Here is a 23,590-nt window from a genome sequence, read left to right as displayed (position 1 = left end):
GTCGCCCCCTGATAGGCAATATGTTACTTATCAAGCCTTATGGCCTGTATTCGAGTAGATTGCAGGCAGGTCTTTGTCAGTAGAATTTCAAGGAGAGCCATAGGTGTTAAGCCAACTGAGCCTAAAGCGCAAATTACTCTTGTTTGCCTTAGTGCCTGTTTTGGTTCTTAGTCTACTGGGTTGCGTGCGCCTGTTTGAACTGCTGCACAACTACCGTTTGGCCAGCCAAAGTTATCATGCTGTCGAGGTGGGTCGGCGCCTGGCCGATCTCATCTATGAGCTACAGCAGGAAAGGGGCCTCAGCGCCGCCTATATCGCCTGTAATGGTGAATGCTTTGCCGACAGTCTGCAGGTGCAGCAGCAGCGGGTATCGGCACAGATAACTGCCCTGCAAAACTCTCCCCATCTGTTACAGCTTTCCAGACAACTCTCTCCTGCGGCCCAACATCTATTGCAAACCAAACTGGAGGCTCTGCGACTCGGCAAGCAGGCGCTGGAAAACAACCGGCGCGAACTCTTGAGCCGTGATGAGAGCGCCTCGCTGAATTTCTATTCCGATTTCAACTACGAACTCTTGCTGGGCATTGCCAATCTGCAATCCCTGTCGAGCAATGTGCAGCAGGCCAGAGCCTATGCCGACCTGGCCGCACTGTTGCGGATTCAGGAGTTGGCGGTGCGTGAGCGCGGCCTGATCAACGGCATGTTGCTGAAGCGTCAGTTCGACACCGACAGTTATGAGCGGCTGTTGGCCTTGATAACAGAGCAAGATCAGAGCATAGATCTATTCCGCGCCAGCGCCATTGTGGAACACAAACAACGCCTGGAGGCTATGCTGCAGGACAGCAAGAGTCAGGCATTGAACAATGTCAGGGAGCAGCTGCGTCAGCAAGATGCCATCACGCGTCAGGCGCACAAGTTTGCCTCTTTGCTGGGGTATGGTGGCCTGCTGCATGAGTTCAAAAACTTCCTGCTGCGTGGCGATGGCCAATACCAACAAGGCTTTAACGCCAAGCTGGAATCACTGGAGCAGATCCTCGAAAGATTGAAATCGAGCAAGGCTCTGAGTGCCAATCAGCAACAGGCCATTGCCCAGATAAGGGACAAGCTCAACGAATATCGCCACAAGATGCAGCTGATAGCGGCCATGCAAAGCCGGGGCGCCAAGGTGGAAGAGATAGACCCCCTGGTGCAGATTTCCGACGATGAGATGCTCGATGCCCTGAAGGCTCTGAGCCAACCCAAGCCCCCGGTGACTCCCGAAGTCTGGTGGCAGTTGGCCAGCGAAAGGATCCGCCAGATGGATGCCATAGCCGACAGTGTTTCCGATGATATTCTCAATCTTTCCAACGCCCAACGCGGTCAGTCACTGCGCCTTATCGCCCTCTATCTGCTGTCGGCTGCCATCACTATCGGCCTGCTGTTGTTTCTTGGCCGGGCCCTGAGTCACAATCTGCTCAGACGTATCTATGCCATCGCCAACAACATGCGCTTGATGACCAAGGATCCCAATCTGGATCTGGATATCAAGGTCGAGGGCAAGGATGAATTGGCCGACATGGCCAAGGCACTGGGACAAATGCTCAGCGAAAGGCAAAAATCCTATCAACAGCTGAAACAGGCCGCCGCAGTATTCGACTATTCCGGCGAGGGGATTGTCATCACAGATGCCGATAACCGTATTGAACTGGTCAACCCGGCATTCAGCCGCATTACCGGTTACAGCCTGGAAGAGGTCAAGGGCAAGAATCCTTCAATACTCAACTCCTATCGCCACGACAAGAGCTTCTTCAGCCAGATGTGGGACAGTCTGCTGACCAATAACAAATGGGAAGGCGAGATCTGGAACAGACGTAAAGACGGTGAGATCTATCCTGAGTTTTTGGCTATCACCCTGGTGCGTGACGATAACAACAACATACTCAAACACATAGGTTTGTTTGTCGATATCAGCCACCGTAAAAAATACGAACAGGACATCTGGTATCAGGCCCATTTCGATATTCTGACCAAGTTGCCCAATCGCAAGATGTTCAGCGAGAGGCTGCACCACGAGCTGTTGCAAGCCCATATTCATGGTCACAAACTGGCGATTCTGCTGATCGATCTCGACAGGTTCAAATATATCAATGATGTACTGGGCCACAAACGCGGCGATCTCTTGTTGCAACAGGTGGCGAGAAGGCTGGAGTCACTACCGGATGAACAAAAGTTTGTTGCCCGCATAGGGGGTGATGAATTTGCCGTGATCTTGCCGCACTACAAGAACGATGCCGCCCTGACAGCCGTGGCCGACAGGGTAAAAGCCCTGTTCGGCAGCAGCTTCGATATCGATGGCCAGGATACTCTGATCTCGGTCAGCTTTGGTATAGGTGTCTATCCCGAAGACGGCGATGACATAGATGCCCTGACCCGCAACACGGAAACCGCCATGTACAGCGCCAAGGACAATGGCCGTGACAACTACCAGTATTTCACCCCCAGCATGAACGCCAGCATGCTGGAGCGTTTGCAACTGGAGCAACGTCTCAGAAGCGCCGTGCTGCATCAGGAATTTTGTCTGCATTATCAACCCATAGTCTCTATGGAAACCGGCCAAATCACCTCAGTCGAGGCGCTGCTACGCTGGAATGACCCTGAATACGGCTGGGTTTCACCGGAGAAGTTCATTCCCATTGCGGAGAATAATGGCCTGATAGAGCCGATAGGCGAATGGGTTCTGGAACAAGCACTGAAAGACCTCAGCCACTGGCATGCCGAAGGAATAAAACTGGATATGGCGATCAACGTCTCCAGCCGCCAGTGCATCAACATCAGTGGGGTAAGCTTCGACACCTTGCTGGCCGAAGCCATCAAGCGTCACGGCATAGCGCCCGAGAGACTGCATATAGAGATCACCGAATCCATGCTGCTGGACGACAGCCCCCATTGTCTGGAGGTGCTCAACAGCATTCGCCAACTCGGCGTGGCAATCCACATGGATGACTTCGGAACCGGCTTCTCTTCTTTGAGCTATCTGCGCAAGTTCCCTATCTCTGTGATTAAAATCGACAAGAGCTTTGTCGATAACGCCTTGGTGAATGAGGCTGATGCCAGCCTGGTGCGAGCGATAGTCATGATGGGCAAGAGCCTGGACTTGCAACTGGTGGCCGAGGGCATAGAGACCCGCGCGCAATGGATCTTGCTCAAGTCCATGGGCTGTGATTTTGGTCAGGGCTATCTGCTTTCAAGACCTCTACCTGCCAAGAGCCTGACCCCGATCCTCATCCAGGGAGAGTCCTTTATCCGTCAGCTTCTGGCATAAAAAAGCAGCCTTAAGGCTGCTCTCTTTTAAAACCAGGTGGCTTTAGGCCATCTGTGCATTCATCACAGTCTCGCCACCTTCGCTCGCCAGTTGCATCAGATCCTTGTCCACCAGGAACAGCGCCTTGCCATCCTCGCCCACCAGGCGGATCTTGTCGACAATCGACTTGAACAGCTTCTCTTCTTCGTGCTGCTCGGCCACATACCACTGCAGGAAGTTGAAAGTGGAATAGTCTTGAGTCGTGAAGGCGGTATGAGCCAAGGCATTGATCTTGCTGGTGATCAGCTGCTCGTGCTCGTAAGTGTACTCGAACAGGGACAGCAGGGATTCAAAATTGGCCTTGGGAGCTTCAATGGCGCCCAGCAGAGGCATGCCGCCGGTTTCACTGACATAGGTGAACAAACGACGCATATGCTGCATCTCTTCATCGGCGTGATCCCGCAGGAACTTGGCCGCACCTTCAAAGCCTTTGTCTTCACACCAGGCGCTCATCTGCAGATACAGGTTAGAGGAGAAAAACTCCATATTGATCTGCTCGTTCAACTTATCAATCATGGCTTGTGCCAACATATCCTTGCCTCTCGTTTCGGGTATCTGTTTCATGGGCGCTATTGTTATCAAGGGGCACAACAAATGCAAGAATCTTTACCTAACGCAATGATTTATAATGAAAACACTTTTCATTTAACTTGAATTATCATTTGTTATTTGCCGCAATCCGCTGACTGTAAAAGGAAAAGCCTGCGCCCAGGGCACGAAAACTGGCATGCAGATCATAGTCATCCACTTTCAGCGTGGCATAATAGCCAACCAGGTTCAGTAATAGCTCAAATAAGGTTGCTCTATGTCCAAGCCGCAAGACGTCTGTGCCCATCCAGGGCTGATGCACCCGGATCTCGCTCTGCCCCTGCTACTCGAGCAGGTCACCCCGTTGGAAGATACCGAAACCGTGCAACTGTCGAATTCTCTGGGACGGGTACTGGCAGAAGACTTGGCCAGCAGCATAGACCTGCCGCCGTTCGATAACTCGGCGATGGACGGCTACGCCTATCGTTATGCCGACTTACCCGAGAAGGCCAGCCTGAAATTACTGGGCAGTTCCTTTGCCGGCCATCCTTTTGAAGGCCAGTATCAGCCAGGCGGCTGTGTCCGCATCATGACTGGCGCTCCTGTGCCTGCGGGTTTCGACACGGTGCAAATGCAGGAGAAAACCGAGGCCAATGGCGAGCTGATCACCATAGAACCTTGCAAGCAGGCCGGAGACAATGTGCGTGGCCGCGGCGAAGAGCTGCTGGCCGGCACCAAGGTCCTCAGGGCCGGCACTCTGATAGGTGCCGCCGAAATGGGGGTGATGGCCACCATAGGTATCAGCAGCCTTAGAGTGATCCGCAAGGTTAAAATCGCTTTCTTCTCCACCGGTGATGAATTGCGCCCCGTGGGTTCAGAGCTGGCTCCCGGCCAGATCTACGACTCCAACCGCTACTCGATTCAGGGCCTGCTCAGCCGCGCCGGTGTTGAGTGGCAGGATCTCGGCGTTATTGCAGATGATCCTGAGGCTATCCGTCAGGCATTTCGCAACGCCTCGGCCAGCGCCGATATGGTGATCACCTCCGGGGGTGTCTCGGTCGGTGAGGCCGACTTCACCAAGCAGATCCTCGATGAGGAAGGCAAAATAAGCTTCTGGAAACTGGCGATCAAGCCGGGCAAACCCTTTGCCCTCGGCCATATAGGCAAGGCGGTGTTCTGTGGTCTGCCGGGCAACCCGGTTTCATCCATGGTGACCTTCTACAAGCTGGTGTGGCCTTTGCTGCATAAACTGCAGGGGCTGCCACAACCAACCCCACTACTACTGGATGCCAAATTGACAGCCCCCATACGTAAACAGCCCGGACGGGTGGAATACCAGCGTGGTATTCTGAGCCGCAATCAGGACGGGGAACTGGAAGTGGCGGTAACCGGCTCACAGGGTTCGGGCATGCTGACCTCCATGAGCCTGGCCAACTGTTTTATTATTCTGGAGCAGATGCAGGGCGACACCCCGGCGGGCACCAGAGTCACGGTAGAACCCTTTAACAGCGTGCTGTGCTGAGGCCGATATGAGCGACGAGATACTCACAGATGCCGAGATGCTGCGCTACAGTCGGCAGATCTCCATCAAGGCGATGGACATTGAAGGTCAGGAGAAGCTCAAACAGGCCAAAGTGCTGATGATAGGTGCCGGTGGCCTAGGCTGTGCTGCCGGTCAGTATCTGACGGTTGCCGGGGTCGGCAAGTTGACCCTGGTGGACTTCGATACTGTCGAACTGTCCAACCTGCAGCGCCAGGTACTGCACCAGGATGGCAATATAGGCCAATCCAAGGTGGAATCGGCCAAAGAGAGCCTGAGTGCGCTCAATCCCCATGTTCAGATAGAAACCATCAATGGAGTGTTGGATGATCCCGAAGTGGATCAACTGGTTGCCGAGCACCATCTGGTGCTGGACTGCACCGACAATGTTGCGGTGCGCGAACAGCTCAATCGCAGCTGTTTTCGGCATAAGGTGCCCTTGGTGTCCGCTGCGGCCATCCGTATGGAAGGGGTGATCTCCGTCTTCGGTTATCAGCAACAGATGCCTTGCTATCACTGTTTCAGCAGCCTGTTCGGCGAGCAGCAACTCAGCTGTGTCGAGTCGGGTATTCTGGCGCCGGTCGTCGGTATGATGGGCTGCCTGCAAGCGGTGGAAGCCATCAAGGTGATAAGTGGTATAGGTAAGCCGCTCTATGGTCGTTTGCTGATGGTCGATGCCATGACCATGGAGTTTCGCGAGATGAAGCTGCCGCAAACCCCCAACTGCCCCGTCTGCGGTTGAAGCTGCAATAACAAGAGGCTGCCTGGGCAGCCTCTTTGATTTTCAGCATTTTTTACTTGGCGTTAAGCCAGTCAGACTCAGGCAATACCCTGTCGACAATCCGGATCTCGGCAATATCACCGCGGAACAGATCGGCCACCTCACCGTCCCAACTGGAGGCGCCCACCATCCATTCGCCGCCGGGAATACTCACCAGCCCATGCTGCTCGGCTTCGGCGGTACGCATTACCCTGGAGTTGTCCACATACATAGTGGCGTATTGGCCGTCGTTGACTATGGCCACGTGATACCAATAATCCCTGTCCACTTCCCATGACCAGTTGCTGGGCCCCACGCCATTGCTGGAGGTGGAGATCCACTGGAACTCCTTGAGACTGGAGGCGGTCAACGCCAGCGAAGGATCACCGCCGCCACAATCCAGCTTATGGTGTTCACACACCTGGCTCTGGCTGGGTTTATGGGCAAAGACAGCGCCCCAGGCATTTTCCGATGCCTGCCACTCTGGTGCCAGACGCACTATCATCTCTATGGTGTACTGCGGCAGAACACCCGCCTGGCCATCGGCAGAAACCAGCGTCGGAGCCTGGCTGGAGAGGTAATAGCCGCCCTGGGTGTTGCCGCCCTTGAAACGAGCCGCCCCAGTGGCGTGGCCGAAGCCAGGAGCTTCACCGAGCAGTTCAAACAATTGCTCCTGAGTGCCACTGCTGCCTGCCTTGGCCTTGAGGCTCAAGGTATTGCCGCGCCCGGAAAGATCCATAAACTGCACCTTGGTCGGATCTGTACTGGTTAACTTATGCTCGGCATCGAATATCCAGTAGGCGAGTGTTCCTTCAAGCTTACCCGGGCCTTCGGTTTCCACTTCCTGATTCAGCTTGGCAAAACGCTTTTCAAAGTCCAGGGGCTGTTCAAACTCCCAGCGTTGCAACACATCCTGCGGCTGCCTCTCTGCCTCCGGGATGGCCGCTACCCAAGGTGAGAATGAACGAAACTGCAACCGCTTATTGGCTTCATCGAAACTCACCAGTTGCAGCATACCGTTGCCACCCCAGAATCCCGATTGATAGTCCACCAAGATCATGACCACATCGCGGCCATAGCGGTTCTTGGCCACCATCTTGGCCTCACCATGGTGATGGCCGTTAAAGGTGAGGAAGATCTGGTCATTGTCTTTGATCAACTTGTCCCACAGCATGGCGCCATTGTCGGTAAATATGGCGCTGTTGCCATCATCGGCCACATTCAACAGCTGATGGGTGGTGAGTATGGTCGGTGTTTCCGGGTGGGCATCCAATACCGACTGTGCCCAGGCTATGCTGGCCGCCGAGGTACGCCAGTCGAGCGCCAGCAACAGATACTCGCGCTCACCGCCCTTGAAGAGGTGATAACTGTTGAAGCCGGTGGCATCTGTCCCCTGGAAACTGGCAAAGTTGTTTTGCTGCAAAGACGCCGGGAAATGCTTGAGGAAAGGCTCTGCCGCCAAGGTCCTGTCGCTGTCGAAGTTGCTATTGATATCGACCCCGGACTGACGATAAGCCAGCACATCATGGTTGCCCGCCAATATGCTGTATGGGGTGGCTGGATTGGCCTCCAGAATGCTCATGGCCGCGCGGGCATTGAGCCATTCCTGCTCAGAGTCAGGCAGGTCGACCACATCCCCCAGATGCGCCGTGAAGACAATATTTTGTTGCTTGTAGTTATCGGCAATCCACTGAGTTTGAGCGTTGTAGCGCTCGGGATTATAGCGGGAGTACTTTTGGGTATCGGGCATGACCACCAGAGTGTAACTCTCGGCTGCGGCTTGAGTGCCATTGTCGTTATCTGAGTTACACCCCGTCAGGCCAAGCACGGCACCCAGAACCAGTGCTCCAATTGAGTGTCGCATGATATCTCTCCAGTTCAGGCTAGTAAGAAAGTCTGGATTTAAACAAGGGCAGATGAAGCAAAATAAACACTTTTATTTCAAAATCATTAAGTTACAAATCATTATCAAAACACACAGGCGGACAACATAAGTCTCTGTTACAACAAGCGCTTGATGGTTGGAAGATGTCGCACAGGGTTTTGGGCGATAGCACCTTGTTGAGCTTGGGGTTTTTCTATATCGTGTGGCGCTTTAATCTTGCCTGAAATCTGCAAAAAGGAAATTTCCCGCTATGGACAACAGCCTGCGACGCAACTACGGCACCGATAAGGGCCTGATCAGTGCCGGCAAATACAACCTGGTCATCGGCCTGACCCTGATCTGGGGTTTTGTGGTCAACTATCTGATGGTGCTGAATATCGACCCCGAAATCATCGCCACTATTCCAATCTGGTTGTTCTTTATCGGCTACTTTGGCTGCTGTATGGCGGGTATCTATCTGTTCCAGTCATCGGACAAGCCTGCGGTCAGCTTTCTCGGTTACAACCTGGTTGTTGTTCCCTTCGGTCTGATAATTAACCTGGTCGTCAGCGGCTATGACCCGACGCTGGTGTTGGAGGCGCTGCGGATAACGACTATCGTGACTCTGGCGATGATGATATTGGGTACCCTGTTTCCCGCCTTCTTTGCCCGCATAGCCGGCGCCCTGACCATAGCCCTGCTATTGGTGATCATTGTCGAACTGGTGGAGCTGTTTATCTTCAAGACCCATCACGGCATTCTCGACTGGATAGTGGTATTGATCTTCTGTGGCTACATTGGCTATGACTGGGGCCAGGCCAACGCCAAGGAAAAGACGGTCGACAACGCCATCGACAGCGCCGCGGCGCTTTATATGGATATCATCAACCTATTCCTGCGGATCCTGAGCATTCTGGGAAGAAGGAATTAACCCATGCGTTTACTCTTGCTGTTGCTGCTCCCTATGGCTTTTTCCTCTCTGAGCGCTGCCGAGTGCAGCACTCAGGCTCTGGCCAAGGCCAGGAGTGATTTCCAGCAAGGTTATGCCAAAGGTGAGTATCAACAGGCAACGGCAGCGCTCGCTGCCTTTCATCAAGAATGTGGCTATGAGTTGTTCCCCCAAATCAAAGGTGCAACCGAGCCGGCCATCGAAGATGTTCGCCGCTACTACTGGCTGATAAGCGATCTCTTGCTGGGTCTGTCCCGCAGTGGTCAACTCAACGAGTGCATAGCTCTGGCCGAATATGAAGAGCTCAATTGGGGCAACCACTTTTATCGCCTCGGGGGTGAATCCGTGTTGGCGGCCCTGCAATACAACGCCGCCAACTGTAAGAGCAACAGAGAGCAAAAGCTCGGCAGTTTCAGTCAACAAACTTGCCCAATCGCAGGTGCTGCGGATGCGCTGGCTATTCCCTCAAGCTGGCAGATGGGCCAGGCCTGCTTGCGGCTGTTTCCGGGGCAAGCGGAAACCGGGTTTGACGCCGGCGATCAGATACCGCCTTATGTCGAACTGATAACCACCACTGAACGCCACAAACTGGCCTTTGCCGACGGCAAGCTTGGCAGTGGCGATTTTTGTGGCTTCTCTACTCTGGCTCTGGGCCGCGATAAGCAATTACGCATTTCGGGAAGTGGCGGATTCTGCTGGCAAGGCAGTGCTGTTTTTATGCTCGACTCTGTCTACCGCTTGCAGCAAGATAAACTGACCATAACAGACGAACTCTTCGTGCCGGTGCACTGAACCATGACAGTCAAAGGAAGGATGCCGATGATAGATCACCTCAGCAGCTATGCCACAGATTACCCCAGGACACGCGACTTCTATCTCGAAACACTAAACGCCTTGGGTTACCCCTTGGTGATGGAACTGGTGGCCGAGTGGAACAGCGAGTTTCCCAGCCAGCGCATGTGCGCCTTCGGACCGGACAACAAACCCGTGTTTTGGATCATTGAAACCAAGACGCCCCATACGCCGCGGCATATTGCCTTCACTGCCGCCGACCGCAATGCCGTCAGCCGGTTTTATCAGCTGGCACTTGAACATGGCGGTCAGTGCAACGGCCTGCCTGGGCTGAGGCCTCATTACCACGCACACTACTTCGGTGCCTTTGTGTTGGATCCCGATGGCAACAATGTCGAAGCCGTATGCCATCAACCCCAGTAGGTATTTGAAATGAAGAAATTACTTTTATGCCTCTCCCTGTGTTTGTTGGCTCTGCCAGCGATCGCCTGCGATAGTTTTCGCCTCAAGGACGGAAAACTGCTGCATTGCGGCATGAGCCGCATAAAACTGCTGGAACTTGCTGGTTCCCCCATGGATAAATACACCCAGACACTTGGTGTCGACAGCGGCAGAGCCACCGCCGGCAAGACAGTAGAAGTATGGAGTTACCGATTGCAAGGCAGCATAGGGGGCGAGTATTTGCTAACAGTCACTCTGAGTAATGGTCAGGTGCAGAATATCGTATCCGAGCAACAGGATCGCCTCTGAGCTCATAACAAGTTTTCACAGGAGGTTCCCGCCATGACGGGATTGGAAACAGGAATACAACGACTGGTGGATGAGTTTATTGCAGCCGGTCGTCCCAACGCGCGTCTGCAGCCACTGAATGAACGACGTCAGGGCTATGAAGCCAGTGTGGTGCTGGCGGGACCCGCCGCCGAGGTTTGCACCCAGGAGCTGGAGCTGGAAGGCATTCGCCTGCGACGTTACCTGCCTGACACCCCGGGGCCTTGGCCCACGCTTATCTACTTCCATGGCGGCTGCTTTGTGGCCGGAAGCTTTGTGACTCACGAGCAGCAGCTCAGCTATCTGGCCTGTCATGGCAAAGCCCAGGTTATTGCCGTCGACTACCGCTTGGCACCGGAACACTGCTATCCGGCAGCACACAACGATGCGCTCAAGGCCACCCAGGCTATACTGGCCCAGGCGGCGCAGCTACAGCTGGATCCGGATAGCGTCACTCTGGGCGGCGACAGTGCCGGCGGTCATCTGGCGCTGGTCACCTGCCTGCGCCTGAAACAACTGGGCTGGCAGCCGAAACGGCAGTTGCTTATCTACCCCATGTTGGATGCCACCGCTGCCATGGCGAGCTACCGCAGCAACGGCGACGACTTTATTATCACCCGCTATGCCTTGCTCAGCGGTTTTGAAGCCTATCAGCAAGGTTCTGGTGTCGACGCCAACCATCCTGAAATCAGCCCCCTGTATCGGGAGGATTTTCAGGGCTTGTGTCAGACTCACATTATTACCGCCGAATTTGATCCGCTGCGGGATGAGGGAGAAGCCCTGTATCGCAAGCTGGTAGCCGCCGGTGTCGATGCTCGAGCCTGCCGCTTTCAGGGCGTGATCCATGGTTTCTTCCAATTGGCCGATATCAGCTCGGCCGCGCGCGAGTGTCTGGCCCAACTGGCGGCCATTCTGCGTCGAGACAGTGAAGAAGCGGCATGACAAGCGGCTCGGATGTGACTCAGTGGCAAGCGCTGGCTGACGGCTACCCCCAAGTAAAATCCATCAGCCGTCCTTTCGAGGGCGGTGCGCTTTCCTGCCTGATAAGCCGGCATCAGGTGCCGGCTCTGCTTGACCTGCTACGCCGCTATTTACAACGACATGGCAAGGAGATAGAACAGCTGGGAAAAGGCCTGCCTGACTATCTAGTGCTGGCGCAGCAGTTGCAGTGTCAGGGCGATAACTTCGAGACCGAGTTTCAGGCACCGATAAAGCTCTATCTGCAACTGACCGCCGACTTTGGTGGTTACCTTCTGTGCCTGCAATCTGATCACAGCGAGCTTCTGGCGCAAGTCCAACAGCTGGCACCGACTCCGCCCATGCCTTGGGAGAGCTTTCCCGAACTGGATCCCGATACCCTGGGTGGCCTCCAGGGCTCTCTGGCCTTTTGGCAAGACTACCTCTGGGGACCATATTGGCAGTGGCTTAGGCGCAGCGGCATTCCCAAACTGGGTGATGGCGAACTGGCACGGCGCTGGGAGGAATACAGTCATTGGCACAACGGCGAGCCGGAACTGGCTGCGGAGCAAATATAATGAAGCTGGAGCTGGCAAATACCGCAGACATCACACTCACTGAACCTGAGTGGGCCTTACTCTTGCTGGCCGACCCAAGCCGCGAAGCCGTGCAGGCTTACCTGAGAGACTGTCTGCTGCTCAGAGCCCTGGATACAGAAGACCGTCTGCTTGGGCTGGCACTGCTGCAACTGACGCCGGCATCCACACAGATTCAGGCTGAGGTAAAAAACCTCGCCGTTCATCCGGATCACCAAGGCCAGGGAATAGGTAAATGGCTATTGCAACAGTGTCAGACGCTGAGCCGGGAAAACGGACTGGATAGCCTTTGGATAGCCACAGGCAACTCCAGCTTGGCTCAGCTTGGCCTCTATCAGAAGTGCGGTTTTCGTATCAAAGGTATTGTTCCGGACTTCTTTGCCGCTTACCCTGAGCCGATAGTGGAAAACGGTATTCTCTGTCTGGATCTGCTGCTGTTGGCTTGTCCACTGGCAGAGATCTAACCCAAGAAAGAACATCCAGTGGAATTATTCCAGGGACAACCATTTACAAGGAGAGTTGCCATGGCCTTCAGTGACCGGGAAAAACAGCAGATGTGCGATCTCAAGGGGGTAGGAACCACAGTCGTTGGTCGCCTTGAGCAGCTGGGATTCAGTCAGCTGTCGCAGTTGGCTGATGAATCCGCTAGCGATATCACCCGCGCCATAGCCCAGTTGATGGGCTCGAGCTGCTGGCACAATAGTCCCCAGGCCCGCGCGGCGATCAGTGCCATCATAGAGTTGGCCCAACAACAGCGTGATCTCTGACCATGAAGAAACGTTATGGCTTTATCCTGCTGCTACTGCTGATCTTTGTCGGTGCCCTGATCCCGGAAACCCCACAGGTGCCGGTTCACCAAGCCAGCGCCAAAGACTGGCATAAAGACAGTTTCTGGTATTATCCCTGGGGCACCTCAGGGGTACACAAGGGCATAGACATCTTCGCCGCCCGCGGCACTCAAGTGCAGGCCCCGACGCCCATGCTGCGCCTCTATCAAGGGGAGTGGCGTCTCGGCGGCAAGGTGGTGCTGGCCTTGGGGCCAGGCTGGAAGTTGCATTATTTCGCCCATCTGGACAGCCTGGAGCCGAACGGTTTTTATCTACCTCAGGGCAGCAAACTGGGCACGGTCGGCGACTCGGGCAATGCCAAAGGCAAGCCGCCCCATCTGCACTACAGCATAGTCAGTCTAATGCCCATGCCTTGGTTGATGGATGATGCGCCCCAGGGATACAAGAAGGCGTTTTATCTCAATCCTGTGACCTATCTGGCGCCCCGCTGAGTGCCTGCTGCCTGAGCCATTCGAGAAACACCCTGACTCTGTGGCTCTGCTCGCGGCCGGGAGCCGGCAGCAGCCGATAACTGAGTCCAGGCAACACCTTGCCCGGCAAGCAAGGTTTCAACCAACCCCGCTCCACCAAAGAGGCCACCAGCACAGAACTGGCAAGCGCCAGGCCTTCACCGGCCAGAGCGGCCTGCACGAGGTGATCCTCCTGGGTAAACTCCAGCAATCTGGCACCCTTGAACTCGTGATAGGTCTGTTGCCATTGCTGCCAATCGAGCCCGTCGAGAGCCGGGTTCTGCCAGCGGGTCTGCAACAGCGTCACCTGAGGTTGCTTGCTCTTGAGATAACCGGGACTGGCGTAAATGCCGAACGTCTCACTGAACAGCACCTCTTCGCCTTCTGCCGCTTTGCCGTAGCGTATGCAGAGATCTGTCTCACCCAGAGGGTCGCTAGGCTGCAGCCCCTCATCGCTGCTGACCGACACCCTAATATCGGGGAAACGCTGCTGAAAGTCCGGCAATCGCTGCGCCAGCCATAGGGCGGCAAAGCCATGGGTGGTGGAAACTCTCAGCTGGTTTGGTGTCACTCCCAAACGTTCAATCCCCTGGGCTATGCCAAGCAAGGCCTGGCGACAGGATTCTACCAACTCGGCTCCGGCCGGTGTCAGTGATACCGCCCGGGTCTGGCGGATAAACAAGCGGGTGTCCAGCTGAGTCTCGAGATTTCTTATCTGATGGGAAACGGCAGTCGGAGTCAGGCTCAACTCCTCCGCAGCCAGCTTGAAGCTCAGATGCCTGGCGGCGGCTTCGAACACTCTCAAGTTATTCAGTGTGGGTAAATGGGCAAACATTGCGATCAAATAAATGAATTTTACTCATCTATAAGTGAGAAATGACCCTTTGTCAACTCGAGCGGTATTCCAGATAGTTATGCCCTGAGCAAACAAACGGAGAAAGTGATGAAAACCCTTTTAAGAATAGATGCCAGCGCGAGAAGAACCGACAATGACAAGCCCAGCTATAATTCGATTTCCAAGTCGTTGGCGCAGCTATTTTGCGATCACTGGCAAGCCCAAAATAATCTATCAGAATTCATCTATCGTGATCTGGGTGACCAAGCACCGCCGGCCATCACCCAAGATTGGATTGCCGCCGTATTCACTCCGGAGGAACACCAAAGTACAGAGCAGCAACGGCTGCTGGCACTGTCGGACTGCCTTATCGACGAGCTGCAGCGGGCCGATATCATTCTGATCTCAACGCCCATGTACAACTATGGCATGCCGGCGGCACTCAAGGCCTGGTTTGATCAGGTCATACGCATCAACCGCACATTCAGCTTCGACTTAAAGCGCGGCGATTTTCCGCTGCGGCCGATACTCAGCGGCAAAAAACTGGTTTTGGTTTACTCCTGCGGCGAGTTTGGCTTTGGCGAAGAGGGGATCCGCGCCGGAATGAATCACCTGGGTCCCCATATCAAGACCCTGAGCCACTATCTGGGGGTGGAGCAGTTTTATGAAGTGCGCAGCGAATATCAGGAGTTTGCCGACGAGCGCCATCAGGCTTCCGTCGCAGCAGCCGGAGCCTCGCTGACAGAGTTGGCCCAAATGCTCTAGCCATTCATAAGTGTAAATAACCTTTCATCGACCGGCGAAGATGCTAGGCTCTCCCGTCTTGAAAGCCCACCTCTATTGCAAGGGCAAAAGACGATTTGGAGGGAGAATTGAAGATGCCGCGGATACTTAACCCTGTGATTGGCTTGCTGGCCCTATTGGCAAGCGGCATGGCACTGGCCAAGGACTCACAACCACTGCAACTCGAGCTGCGTTATTGCCAATGTGCTGCTCCTTTGGAAACACAGGAACTCAGCCGGGAGTTCCTGGCCAAGTCACAGCTGCTGACAGTAACCCTGTTGCCTGATGAAGATGCAGGCAAGGTCACAGATAAAGAGTTCAGCTTGAGTTACCAACTCCTGGCGATAGAGAGCGGTGTCTGGCAGCTTAACTATACCGCCGACTTTCATCACAACAGCAGCCACTACAGCAGTCAGAGTCAAGTAAGGCTGCCACAGGACAAGTGGCTAAAGCTGTTCGGTAATCAGAGCCAGGAAGGCACAAGCATCAAGCATTTTAACCTGCTTGGCAGAATCGTGGCCGCTCAGTAACTGCGGCCACTTTACCGCCAAGCTCTCTGCGCTTGAAGCCGGTTGTTGATATCAGTTCTTGGTCACCACCCAGAGCGCATGCAGCAGCCCGGGGAACCAGAAGAACAGACAGAGAATGATATTGATCAGCAGGTCTTTACCGGCACCCGCTTTGAGAAATACCGCCACAGGCGGCAGTAAAATAGCGATGATGACGAGCAAGAGTTTGTTGGTATCCATGGTATGACTCCTGGCGAGGAATTAAAGGGACAACCCGTTTAACTTGGCAGCATGACGCCCGGCTTGCAACCTTTTTTACCTTTGCCTCGAAGCGAGCCGACGTTTCGGCCACGCCGGAATTCATTTGCGCTTGGGCCAGTCCAAAGTCCAAGGTTCCGCTAACGCTTGCACCTGACTCAACACTCCCGGCCGCAGAAAGGCGTCGCCCTGAGATGGCAAGCTCAGGTATCTAAGGGTTTGCCCCCGCCATTCAAACTCCAGCGCATAGGCATGCAGGTAACCACGGTCGGCATCAACAGCGCTGCCACCATAGAGAGTATCCCCCAGAATAGGCACCCCCAGACTGGAAAGTGCCACCCTCAGCTGATGGGTCTTGCCGCTGTGGGGTTTGAGCAGATACAGGCGCAGCCCTTCGGCAACCGACCAGGAAAAGAACTGGGTAACGGCCGGGTTGTCGGTGGAACGCAGCAGCTTATACTGACTGCGGCGGGACTTGGCCATATCACCTATGATCCAACCCTGCTTTTTGCCCGGTTTGCCCTTGGCCAATGCCAAATAATATTTCTGCACCTTGTGTTCACTGAACATACGGGTAAATTCAGCTGCCGCCTCGGATGAACGGGCCAGCAGCAATAGGCCGGAGGTCAAGGTATCGAGTCTATGCACGGGATAGAGCTTGCAGCCCAGATCCCGCTCGGCACTGGCCACCAAACCTGCCTCACCGTGCTGGCTGTGAAAATGAACCCCAGGACGTTTGTCCAGCAGGATAAAGTCGGGCTCTGTGGCTATCACTGAATACATGGGTTAAACCTGAAATGTCACTCTGACTCTGAGACCTGGATGGTTATCTTCCAGCGAAATACTGGCGTTGTGTCGCGATAGAATCGCCTTGACCATGGAAAGCCCCAAGCCGGTACCCTGCTGATGGCGGCTGGGATCCAGCCGCACCAGACGCTCAAAGACCCGCTCACGCTCCGCCTCCGGGATCCCGGGGCCATTGTCGCTGATGATGACCTGGTTGGCTTGCTGCGAGATGGTGATACAGGCACCCTCGCCCGCATAGCGAATGGCGTTGTCGACCAGGTTGAACAGCGCTTGGAACAAGAGGTGTTTGTCGCCTGTGATATGGCAGTCCTCACTGGTTTCCAGCTTGAGCTGCTGGCCCTCTGCCTCGGCCAGCACGTCGGCCATATCCAGCAGATCGGTACACATCTGCTGCAAGCTGAAGCTCTCCAGCTCCAGTTTTTGCTGCCCTTCTTCAATGCGGGTCAGCGACAGCATGGCATTGAAGGTCGCCAGGCAGTGATCCAGCTTTTCAATAAGAATCGCGCTGCGCTCCGGGATCTCTTCTGCCGGATATTGCGGCAACTGCTCCAGCCCTATCCGCAGGTGCGACAAAGGCGTGCGCAGGTCATGGGCAATATTGTCTGTCACCCCGCGCACTGCCGTCAGGTTGTGCTCCAGGGTATCCAGCACCCGGTTGAACTGGCGCGCCAGCATGTCGAATTCATCACTGTTGCGACTCACCGGCAGGCGGGTGTTGTAATAACCTCGCTCTATGCGTTCACTCAAGCGGTTGTATTGCACCAAACGCCTGAGAAGCGCCTTGGAGAACAGGTATCCCATGGCCAAGGTCAATACCACGGTCAGCATCACGGCGGTAGCCGCTGCGCTGAGAAACTTCTCGATCAGCGTCGCCAGGTGGTCGGTACGGGTAGCGATCAGCACAGGGCCATAGCGGGTCATCACCACGCCGCCTGTGAGAATATGCAGCTTATCCGGGCCACCGGTGAGAATGGGGAAATCGCGGGTTCTGGGTAGCAGCGGCATATTGTCGGGCATAAAGGTCAGCGCCCCCACCATATCCGGGCTGCCCTGCCAGGCTATAAGTGCGGTTTGTGGATCGGCGGCGCGAATTTGCGCCGCAAAACTGCGTTGATCCACACTCAAGGCCAGCTGTTGATAGCGCTGCGCCTCCGACGCCAGGTGTTTCTCAACCTGAGACTGCTGCTCTGTCACCAGCTGTTGATAGAGGGCAAACAGCAAGGCGCCGATGATCAGAGTCACCAGCACAGAGAAGAAGATTGTAATACGCCATACGCTGCTCTGGTAAGGCTTAATGGCTTTGGCGGAGACGATAACCAGCTCCTCTTATGGTTTCAATCAGCTCGCCATGACCCAGCTCTTCAAACTTGCGTCTCAACTTGGCGATATGCACATCAATAACATTAGTTCTGGGATCAAAGTGGTAGTCCCATACGGCTTCAAACAGCAGGGTGCGGCTGATCACCTGGTTGGCATGTTCCATCAGGTACTTGAGCAGCTGGAACTCCTTGGGCTGCAACATCAGCTCAGTGCCGTCCAGAGTCACTTTACGGGTCAGCAGCTCCATCTCCAGCAGACCCACCTTGAGATCTGTCTTGGCCGGCTGTGACTGGCCGCGCAGCATCAGCTTCTCGGCCCGCACCAGCAGCTCTGAGAAGGCAAACGGCTTGGTCATATAGTCATCGCCGCCGGCGCGCAGTCCCTTGACCCTCTCGTCGACATGGCTGAGCGCCGAGAGGATCAGTACTGGGGTCTGATTGCCGGTGGCCCGGAGCGCCGCCAGCACCTTGAGGCCGTCGAGCCCGGGTAACATGCGATCCAGGATTACCAAGTCATACTGACTACTGGTCGCCAACAGCAAACCCTGATGACCATCGGCAGCAGTTTCAATATTGTGTCCCTGCTCCAGAAAGCCTTTGACGATATAGTCCTGTGTGGTTGCGTCATCTTCGACCAGTAGTATCTTCATTGTCAGTCCCATTTCAGTAGAGGCAATGGCCGCTGTTTTTCGATATCAAACGCCAGCTTATGCTTGCCTCGTTCATCCATTACTTTCAGCTCCAGGTAGGCAATCCCCAGATCTTTATCCAGTTGGGCTTCCAGCAGATGAGCATTGCTGTTTTGCATTGCCATTTCCACCAGTTGGGAAAAGCTGAGCTGCTTCTTGACCAGGAGTTTGACCACTGCCAACTCGGCCATATCGTCTGCCTCGAGGCGTTCGACTTTGCGCTTGAGTACCTCGCCGTTGCTGGCGAGTATATCAAGCTCTGTGGTAGTACGATCATCCGGGTTTATCAGGTCAATTTCATAGACCAAGACCCCATTTTCCACATCGGTTTCAAACTCGACGATCACCCCGGGAAACTGGGACTCAATACGCTGCATCAGCTCTATGGGTTGGATGCGTTCATTATCATTCAACAATTCCAGCAGCGAGGGAGCCGCGACTGCCACCGAAGAAAACAGTACCAGCCCCGCCAATAAACGTCTCATTTTGCCTCCATCCGAGCGCTGGCACTGAAGGCCAGCCACTCATACAAGCCATGGTTCATTTTGCAGTTTCACCAACTAGAGTGATACTTTCAATTTCAACTTCCTTGCCGTTCCACTCCTTGTCGACCTCACCGGTCAGTTTCACCAGAGTGCTTTCTTTCACATCGGCATTGATATTCCGCCAAAGGTCATGGTCGATTTCGACTTTAACCTCTCCGGAATCATCACGGAACAGGTAAGTTTCGTCGCCCAGGCTCTTCACCAGATAACCTGTCAGCTCCACCTGGGTGTCATCGTTGGCCTGCTCGACCTGAGACGCTGTACTAACCCGGTTTTCGGCTCCTGGACCGGTATAAGCAGCCAGAGCAGCGGCACTGCAGAACGAGGATAATATCAATAAATAAGCTAACTTTTGCATCTTGTTTCACTCCTGTGGTTGTTTCAATGGCTGCAGTATAGATTTCAGCGCTTGAAGCCAGGATGGAAGCAAGATTAAGTTTTGATCATCTAGTTAACAACAGGCACAAAAACGCAGCCTTTGTCAGCGCTCGAGGATATGAATTTGTTCGGATTTGAGCGCGACTTCGGTCTGCATACCGGCAACCAGCTCCAACTTGCGCGCCAGATGTAACGGCACTTCGGCGCTGAGAGTCTGATCCACGCCTTCGATTGCCGCCAGCAGGCGCACAGATTCGCCCATTACCAGCAGGGATTCGAGCCTGACATTGAGTTTATTGAAGCTGCGGCACAGGCGGCCACGGCTGATAGAGTTAAATCTGACGCCTTGGTTGGGTACCACCCAGCGCACCTTGTCTCCCGGATTCAGGCGCGCGTCATAGTCACAAGCAATCAGTTGCTCGCCAAACTTGAGCCAGGTGAGTTGCCGCTCCTGCTCCAGGGCCACCACTTCGGAGTCAAACAGGTTTCTCAGGCCCATCTGCCGGGCAACCGCCTCGTTGCGGGGTTTAGCCAACACTTCATGGGGCACACCCTGCTGCAACAACTGCCCTTGGCTGATAAGCACCATGCGGTCGGCCAGCAACAAGGCTTCGTTGAGGTCATGGGTCACCATGATCACCGGAATATGCAGCTGTGACTTGAGCCGCGCCAGCTCCAGATACAGGCGCTCACGGGTCTCGCGATCGACCGCGGAAAAAGGTTCATCCAGCAGCAATACCGAAGGCTCACGCGCCAACGCTCTGGCCAGCGCCACCCTTTGTCTCTGGCCACCGGACAACTGCTCCGGCAAACGATCCGGCAAACCGTGCAGATTGACCCGCTCCAGCCAATCCAGCGCCCTGGCCCGGCGTTCGGCCTTGGGCAGATGATCCAGCCCGGCGATTACATTGTTGACCGCACTCAGGTTGGGAAACAGGCCAAAATGTTGCGGCACAAACCCCAGATGGCGTTGCTGCGGGCTCAGGTTCACCGTCTCGGAAAACCAGGGTTTATCACCATAGCATATGCTGCCGGATTGCGGCTTATTGAGACCGGCAATCATCCTCAGCAGCGTGGTCTTGCCGCCACCGGAGGGCCCCACCACGGCCAGGACTTCACCGGCACGGCAAACAAAGTCGGCCTGCAGTGGAATCCCCTTGGTTTGATGGACGCTGACATGCAGATCTGTCGGGGTCATTTCAATCTCCCGAGCCGCCGCGACAGCCCTGTGGTCAATGCCAGTGTGGTAATGGCAAACAGCAAGAGCACCAGCGACATAGTACCGGCAGAGGCGAAGTCAAACGCCTGGACACTGTCGTAGATGGCAATGGAAATCGTCTTGGTCTCTCCCGCGATAGAGCCCCCCATCATCAGGACGACACCAAACTCGCCGAGCACATGGGAGAAACACAACACCAGGGCCGTCAAAATCCCCGGCCACACCAAGGGCAACTCCACCTTGAACAGCTGTTTGGTGCGACTCATGCCACAACAGGCGCAGGCATCGCGCACATCCTGAGGAATAGCTTCAAAGGCTCTTTGAATAGGCTGCACCGCAAAGGGAATATTGACCAGTACCGAGGCGACCACCAGGCCGGAGAAATGAAATACCAGCTGCACTCCCAAGGTTTGCTGCAGCCATTGGCCAAGCCAGCTTTCACTGCCAAGCCCTACCAAGAGGTAATAGCCTATAACCGTGGGCGGCAACACCAGGGGCACCATGATCAGCGCCTCTACCCAGGACTTACCGCGAAACTCTCGATAGGCCAGCAAGCGGCTCAGCAAGATGGCAAGCGGCAAGAGTACCAAGACACTGATGGCAGCCAGTTTGACCGAGAGCCACAGCGACTGCCAATCCATTCAACTTCCCTCGGGCAAGGCAAAGCCATAGGCGCTGAACACCTGTCGCGCTTCCTGCCCTTGCAGATAATCATAAAAAGCTTTGGCATCGTCGCCGGCTTTATCAAGCAGTACCATCCGCTGGGTCAGCGGGGCATGGGAGTCTACCGGCAACGCCAGATAACGACCTCTCGCCTGAAACTGTGGCGCCACCGCCAGCGACAGGGCAACTATGCCGCCCTGAGTCGAACCACTCAAGGCAAACTGCGCCGCCTGGGAAACGTTTTCACCATAGATGAGGTTGGCCTGCAACTCCTGCCACAAACCTTTTTGCTTGAGCAGTGCGCGGGCGCGCTCGCCATAGGGAGCATGATCCGGGTTGGCGATAGCAAAGCGCTTGATCTGCCCGGCGGCCAGTGCTTGTTGCAGCCCCTGTAGCTCTTGATCCAGTTTCAGCGGTGAATTCTTGGGAGCCACCAGCGCCAAGCGCCCGTAAGCGTAGACCACCCCCTTGTCACGGGTGATGCCGGCATCAGCCAGCGCGTCGACATAACGCTCGTCGGCCGAGAGAAACAGCTCGAACGGCGCACCATGCTTTATCTGCGCCACAAAGTTACCGGACGAGCCGTAGGAGATCTTGAGTTGGCGTCCTGTCTGTTGCTGATAACGCTCGGCAATATCATCCAGGGCAAACTTGATATTGGCCGCCGCAGCCACATGAACGCTTTGCGCCGCCGCAGCCGGCAGACACAGACCAAGCAGCGCCAGTGCAATCAGCACGGCCTTGGTCGTCGAATTCAGTAATCGCTCCAATAGCACCATCACAAGCTCCGGTTACTTTTCCCAGGCCTTGGCGGCCTGCTCGTCGGCATCGCGGGCCTCGACCCAGTGTTGACCACTTTCACCGGCCTCCAGCTTCCAGAATGGTGCCTTGGTCTTGAGGAAATCGATGAGAAACTCACAAGCCGCAAACGCCGCCTTGCGGTGGGCACTGCTGACACCGATAAACACTATCTGTTCGCCCAGATGCATAGTGCCAACCCGGTGAATTATGGTCAGCTGATTCAGCGGCCAGCGCTCACGGGCTTGAGTGGCAATTTGCCCCAAAACAGCTTCTGTCATCCCGGGATAGTGTTCCAGCGTCAGGTCGGTAACCGCGCTGCCATCGTTGAAGTCGCGCACCTTGCCGACAAAGGTCACCACGGCGCCGTCGCTATTATCGGCGGCGATGCGGGCATATTCGGCCGGGACATCGAAGTCGGCGGTTTGTACCAAAATACGATCGCTTTGCATCTCAACCTCCGGTTACCGGTGGGAAGAAGGCCACCTCGTCACCCGCTTTGATCTCTGTATGCCAGGGGCTGAGGGTTTGGTTGACGGCCACCAGCAGTTTGTCGGACGCCATCACTCTGGCCCACTTGTCGTCTGTGGCCGCCAATTGGGCACGCAGCGCCTCGGCCGTCAAACCCGGCTGGCTCTCGACTTCAATGGCAGCCGTTCCCAATAATTCGCGTACTTGAGCAAAAAACAGCACTTTAATCATATCGTTACACCTTAAAATGACCGGATTTACCGCCGCGTTTTTCCAGCAGTCTTACCTGGGTAATCACCATATCTTTCTGCACCGCTTTACACATATCGTAAATAGTCAGCGCCGCAACCGAGGCCGCCGTCAGGGCTTCCATTTCAACCCCGGTTTTGCCGGCCAGCTTACACAGGCTGGTGATCCTGACCCGGTTTTGCTCCGGCTCGGCCTGTAGATCCACCTCGACCTTGGTCAGCATCAAGGGGTGGCACAAAGGGATCAGCTCTGAGGTTTTCTTCGCGGCCATAATGCCGGCGATTCTGGCGGTGGCGAACACATCGCCCTTATGGTGGCTGCCACTCATGATCATCTGCAGCGTCTCGGCAGACATCTCAATATAAGCCTCGGCACGGGCTTCGCGCTCGGTGATCGACTTTTCGGTCACATCCACCATATGGGCGTTACCGTCGGCATTGATATGGGTAAAGGCATTAGTCATCTATAGCAACCTTTTTCAAATGGGATACGAAGTTACAGGGCCGGTGCCGGGCATCCAGCTGCTCTTTGAGGATCTTGTTCCAGGCCGTACGGCAAGCGCCGGTGGAAGCGGGCAGACAAAACAGCGCCGTTTGATTGGCGATATTCAAAGGCTCAAAATGGGTATGACTACAATGTCCCATGTCAGTTCCTGCTGCTGAATGCTACCGAGATG

At 55.1% G+C, this 23,590-nt stretch carries 29 protein-coding genes and 1 pseudogene; 14 read left to right on the top strand and 16 right to left on the bottom strand.

Translation table 11 applies throughout. The annotated features are described in order from the left end of the window. Positions 1-103 precede the first annotated feature (103 nt). Positions 104-3,301, top strand: coding sequence for an EAL domain-containing protein (locus N512_RS0114065; protein ID WP_028780741.1), 3,198 nt, complete (start codon positions 104-106; stop codon positions 3,299-3,301). Positions 3,302-3,343: 42 nt separating this feature from the next. On the opposite strand, the gene ftnA is transcribed toward N512_RS0114065, so the two are convergent. Then, on the bottom strand, positions 3,344-3,871 hold the full coding sequence (gene ftnA, locus N512_RS0114060) for a non-heme ferritin (protein ID WP_028780740.1): 528 nt from the start codon (positions 3,869-3,871) through the stop codon (positions 3,344-3,346). A gap of 274 nt (positions 3,872-4,145) precedes the next feature. On the opposite strand from ftnA, the gene moeA reads away from it, so the two are divergent. After that, positions 4,146-5,390, top strand: coding sequence for a molybdopterin molybdotransferase MoeA (moeA, locus tag N512_RS0114055; protein WP_028780739.1), 1,245 nt, complete (start codon positions 4,146-4,148; stop codon positions 5,388-5,390). Positions 5,391-5,397: 7 nt separating this feature from the next. Continuing rightward, positions 5,398-6,150 carry a molybdopterin-synthase adenylyltransferase MoeB gene (moeB, locus tag N512_RS0114050; protein WP_028780738.1) on the top strand — a complete coding sequence of 251 codons (753 nt, stop codon included), beginning with the start codon at positions 5,398-5,400 and terminating at the stop codon, positions 6,148-6,150. Between the two features lie 52 nt (positions 6,151-6,202). On the opposite strand, the gene N512_RS0114045 is transcribed toward moeB, so the two are convergent. Further along, positions 6,203-8,032, bottom strand: a complete 1,830-nt coding sequence (locus N512_RS0114045) for a LamG-like jellyroll fold domain-containing protein (protein ID WP_051472816.1) — start codon at positions 8,030-8,032, stop codon at positions 6,203-6,205. A 271-nt stretch (positions 8,033-8,303) separates the two neighbouring features. Here N512_RS0114045 and N512_RS0114040 point away from each other — a divergent pair, with 271 nt between their 5' ends. The 9 genes from N512_RS0114040 to N512_RS0114000 are packed head-to-tail and all read left to right on the top strand — an operon-like array spanning position 8,304 to position 13,373. Further along, positions 8,304-8,963: a Bax inhibitor-1 family protein gene (locus N512_RS0114040; protein WP_028780736.1), complete on the top strand. Its 660-nt coding sequence runs from the start codon at positions 8,304-8,306 to the stop codon at positions 8,961-8,963. A 3-nt stretch (positions 8,964-8,966) separates the two neighbouring features. Then, the gene (locus tag N512_RS0114035; RefSeq protein ID WP_028780735.1) at positions 8,967-9,773 is read left to right on the top strand and encodes a hypothetical protein; all 807 of its coding nucleotides are present in this window, start codon (positions 8,967-8,969) and stop codon (positions 9,771-9,773) included. A gap of 27 nt (positions 9,774-9,800) precedes the next feature. After that, positions 9,801-10,196, top strand: a complete 396-nt coding sequence (locus N512_RS0114030) for a VOC family protein (protein WP_028780734.1) — start codon at positions 9,801-9,803, stop codon at positions 10,194-10,196. A gap of 9 nt (positions 10,197-10,205) precedes the next feature. Beyond that, on the top strand, positions 10,206-10,523 hold the full coding sequence (locus tag N512_RS0114025; protein WP_156029228.1) for a DUF2845 domain-containing protein: 318 nt from the start codon (positions 10,206-10,208) through the stop codon (positions 10,521-10,523). Positions 10,524-10,556: 33 nt separating this feature from the next. Continuing rightward, entirely contained in the window at positions 10,557-11,483 is a 927-nt protein-coding gene (locus N512_RS0114020; protein ID WP_028780732.1) for an alpha/beta hydrolase, read from the top strand. Beyond that, positions 11,480-12,076, top strand: coding sequence for a hypothetical protein (locus N512_RS23820; protein ID WP_025889217.1), 597 nt, complete (start codon positions 11,480-11,482; stop codon positions 12,074-12,076). The genes N512_RS0114020 and N512_RS23820 overlap by 4 nt, the downstream gene beginning before the upstream one ends. Further along, positions 12,076-12,558, top strand: coding sequence for a GNAT family N-acetyltransferase (locus tag N512_RS0114010; RefSeq protein ID WP_037475113.1), 483 nt, complete (start codon positions 12,076-12,078; stop codon positions 12,556-12,558). The genes N512_RS23820 and N512_RS0114010 overlap by 1 nt, the downstream gene beginning before the upstream one ends. A gap of 60 nt (positions 12,559-12,618) precedes the next feature. Then, complete coding sequence (locus tag N512_RS0114005; protein ID WP_028780730.1) at positions 12,619-12,861, top strand: hypothetical protein; 243 nt, start codon at positions 12,619-12,621, stop codon at positions 12,859-12,861. Between the two features lie 2 nt (positions 12,862-12,863). Continuing rightward, on the top strand, positions 12,864-13,373 hold the full coding sequence (locus N512_RS0114000) for a M23 family metallopeptidase (RefSeq protein WP_028780729.1): 510 nt from the start codon (positions 12,864-12,866) through the stop codon (positions 13,371-13,373). Here the strand turns inward: N512_RS0114000 and N512_RS0113995 are convergent. Further along, entirely contained in the window at positions 13,342-14,226 is an 885-nt protein-coding gene (locus tag N512_RS0113995) for a LysR substrate-binding domain-containing protein (protein WP_028780728.1), read from the bottom strand. The two genes, N512_RS0114000 and N512_RS0113995, sit on opposite strands and share 32 nt — an antisense overlap. 108 nt (positions 14,227-14,334) lie before the next feature. Here N512_RS0113995 and N512_RS0113990 point away from each other — a divergent pair, with 108 nt between their 5' ends. Together N512_RS0113990 and N512_RS0113985 are read left to right on the top strand one after the other, a co-directional pair. Further along, positions 14,335-14,991 (top strand): FMN-dependent NADH-azoreductase, encoded by a 657-nt coding sequence (locus N512_RS0113990; RefSeq protein ID WP_028780727.1) that lies wholly within the window; start codon positions 14,335-14,337, stop codon positions 14,989-14,991. Between the two features lie 113 nt (positions 14,992-15,104). Then, positions 15,105-15,539: a hypothetical protein gene (locus N512_RS0113985; RefSeq protein ID WP_028780726.1), complete on the top strand. Its 435-nt coding sequence runs from the start codon at positions 15,105-15,107 to the stop codon at positions 15,537-15,539. Between the two features lie 51 nt (positions 15,540-15,590). On the opposite strand, the gene N512_RS24125 is transcribed toward N512_RS0113985, so the two are convergent. The 13 genes and pseudogenes from N512_RS24125 to N512_RS0113920 form a co-directional block, all read right to left on the bottom strand. After that, a complete protein-coding gene (locus N512_RS24125) occupies positions 15,591-15,758 on the bottom strand; it encodes a YqaE/Pmp3 family membrane protein (RefSeq protein WP_025009192.1) in 168 nt (55 codons plus the stop codon). 120 nt (positions 15,759-15,878) lie between these two features. Next, positions 15,879-16,559 (bottom strand): TIGR01621 family pseudouridine synthase, encoded by a 681-nt coding sequence (locus tag N512_RS0113975; protein ID WP_028780725.1) that lies wholly within the window; start codon positions 16,557-16,559, stop codon positions 15,879-15,881. Between the two features lie 3 nt (positions 16,560-16,562). After that, positions 16,563-17,825: a sensor histidine kinase gene (locus tag N512_RS0113970; protein WP_025889207.1), complete on the bottom strand. Its 1,263-nt coding sequence runs from the start codon at positions 17,823-17,825 to the stop codon at positions 16,563-16,565. A gap of 49 nt (positions 17,826-17,874) precedes the next feature. Next, positions 17,875-18,552: a response regulator transcription factor gene (locus N512_RS0113965; protein ID WP_025009189.1), complete on the bottom strand. Its 678-nt coding sequence runs from the start codon at positions 18,550-18,552 to the stop codon at positions 17,875-17,877. Positions 18,553-18,554: 2 nt separating this feature from the next. Then, positions 18,555-19,076, bottom strand: a complete 522-nt coding sequence (locus N512_RS0113960; protein ID WP_025009188.1) for a PepSY domain-containing protein — start codon at positions 19,074-19,076, stop codon at positions 18,555-18,557. A 55-nt stretch (positions 19,077-19,131) separates the two neighbouring features. Beyond that, positions 19,132-19,494 carry a NirD/YgiW/YdeI family stress tolerance protein gene (locus N512_RS0113955; protein ID WP_028780724.1) on the bottom strand — a complete coding sequence of 121 codons (363 nt, stop codon included), beginning with the start codon at positions 19,492-19,494 and terminating at the stop codon, positions 19,132-19,134. A gap of 123 nt (positions 19,495-19,617) precedes the next feature. Then, positions 19,618-20,712, bottom strand: a complete 1,095-nt coding sequence (locus N512_RS0113950) for an ABC transporter ATP-binding protein (protein ID WP_051472815.1) — start codon at positions 20,710-20,712, stop codon at positions 19,618-19,620. Next, complete coding sequence (gene modB / locus N512_RS0113945; RefSeq protein WP_028780722.1) at positions 20,709-21,374, bottom strand: molybdate ABC transporter permease subunit; 666 nt, start codon at positions 21,372-21,374, stop codon at positions 20,709-20,711. Before modB ends, N512_RS0113950 begins: the two co-directional genes overlap by 4 nt. Beyond that, the gene (gene modA / locus N512_RS0113940; RefSeq protein WP_028780721.1) at positions 21,375-22,175 is read right to left on the bottom strand and encodes a molybdate ABC transporter substrate-binding protein; all 801 of its coding nucleotides are present in this window, start codon (positions 22,173-22,175) and stop codon (positions 21,375-21,377) included. A 12-nt stretch (positions 22,176-22,187) separates the two neighbouring features. Further along, complete coding sequence (moaE, locus tag N512_RS0113935) at positions 22,188-22,646, bottom strand: molybdopterin synthase catalytic subunit MoaE (protein ID WP_025889201.1); 459 nt, start codon at positions 22,644-22,646, stop codon at positions 22,188-22,190. Between the two features lies 1 nt (position 22,647). Then, positions 22,648-22,896, bottom strand: coding sequence for a molybdopterin synthase sulfur carrier subunit (gene moaD / locus N512_RS0113930; RefSeq protein ID WP_025889200.1), 249 nt, complete (start codon positions 22,894-22,896; stop codon positions 22,648-22,650). Between the two features lie 4 nt (positions 22,897-22,900). Next, positions 22,901-23,377, bottom strand: a complete 477-nt coding sequence (gene moaC / locus N512_RS0113925; RefSeq protein ID WP_025889198.1) for a cyclic pyranopterin monophosphate synthase MoaC — start codon at positions 23,375-23,377, stop codon at positions 22,901-22,903. Next, positions 23,370-23,519 (bottom strand): annotated as a pseudogene (locus N512_RS0113920) (molybdenum cofactor biosynthesis protein); the annotation flags it as partial. The gene moaC and the pseudogene N512_RS0113920, both read right to left, overlap by 8 nt. Positions 23,520-23,590 lie beyond the last annotated feature (71 nt).

It is taken from the genome of Shewanella sp. 38A_GOM-205m, from assembly GCF_000518445.1.
Classification (GTDB): domain Bacteria; phylum Pseudomonadota; class Gammaproteobacteria; order Enterobacterales; family Shewanellaceae; genus Shewanella; species Shewanella algae.
This window is presented reverse-complemented; position numbering and strand designations above follow the sequence as displayed.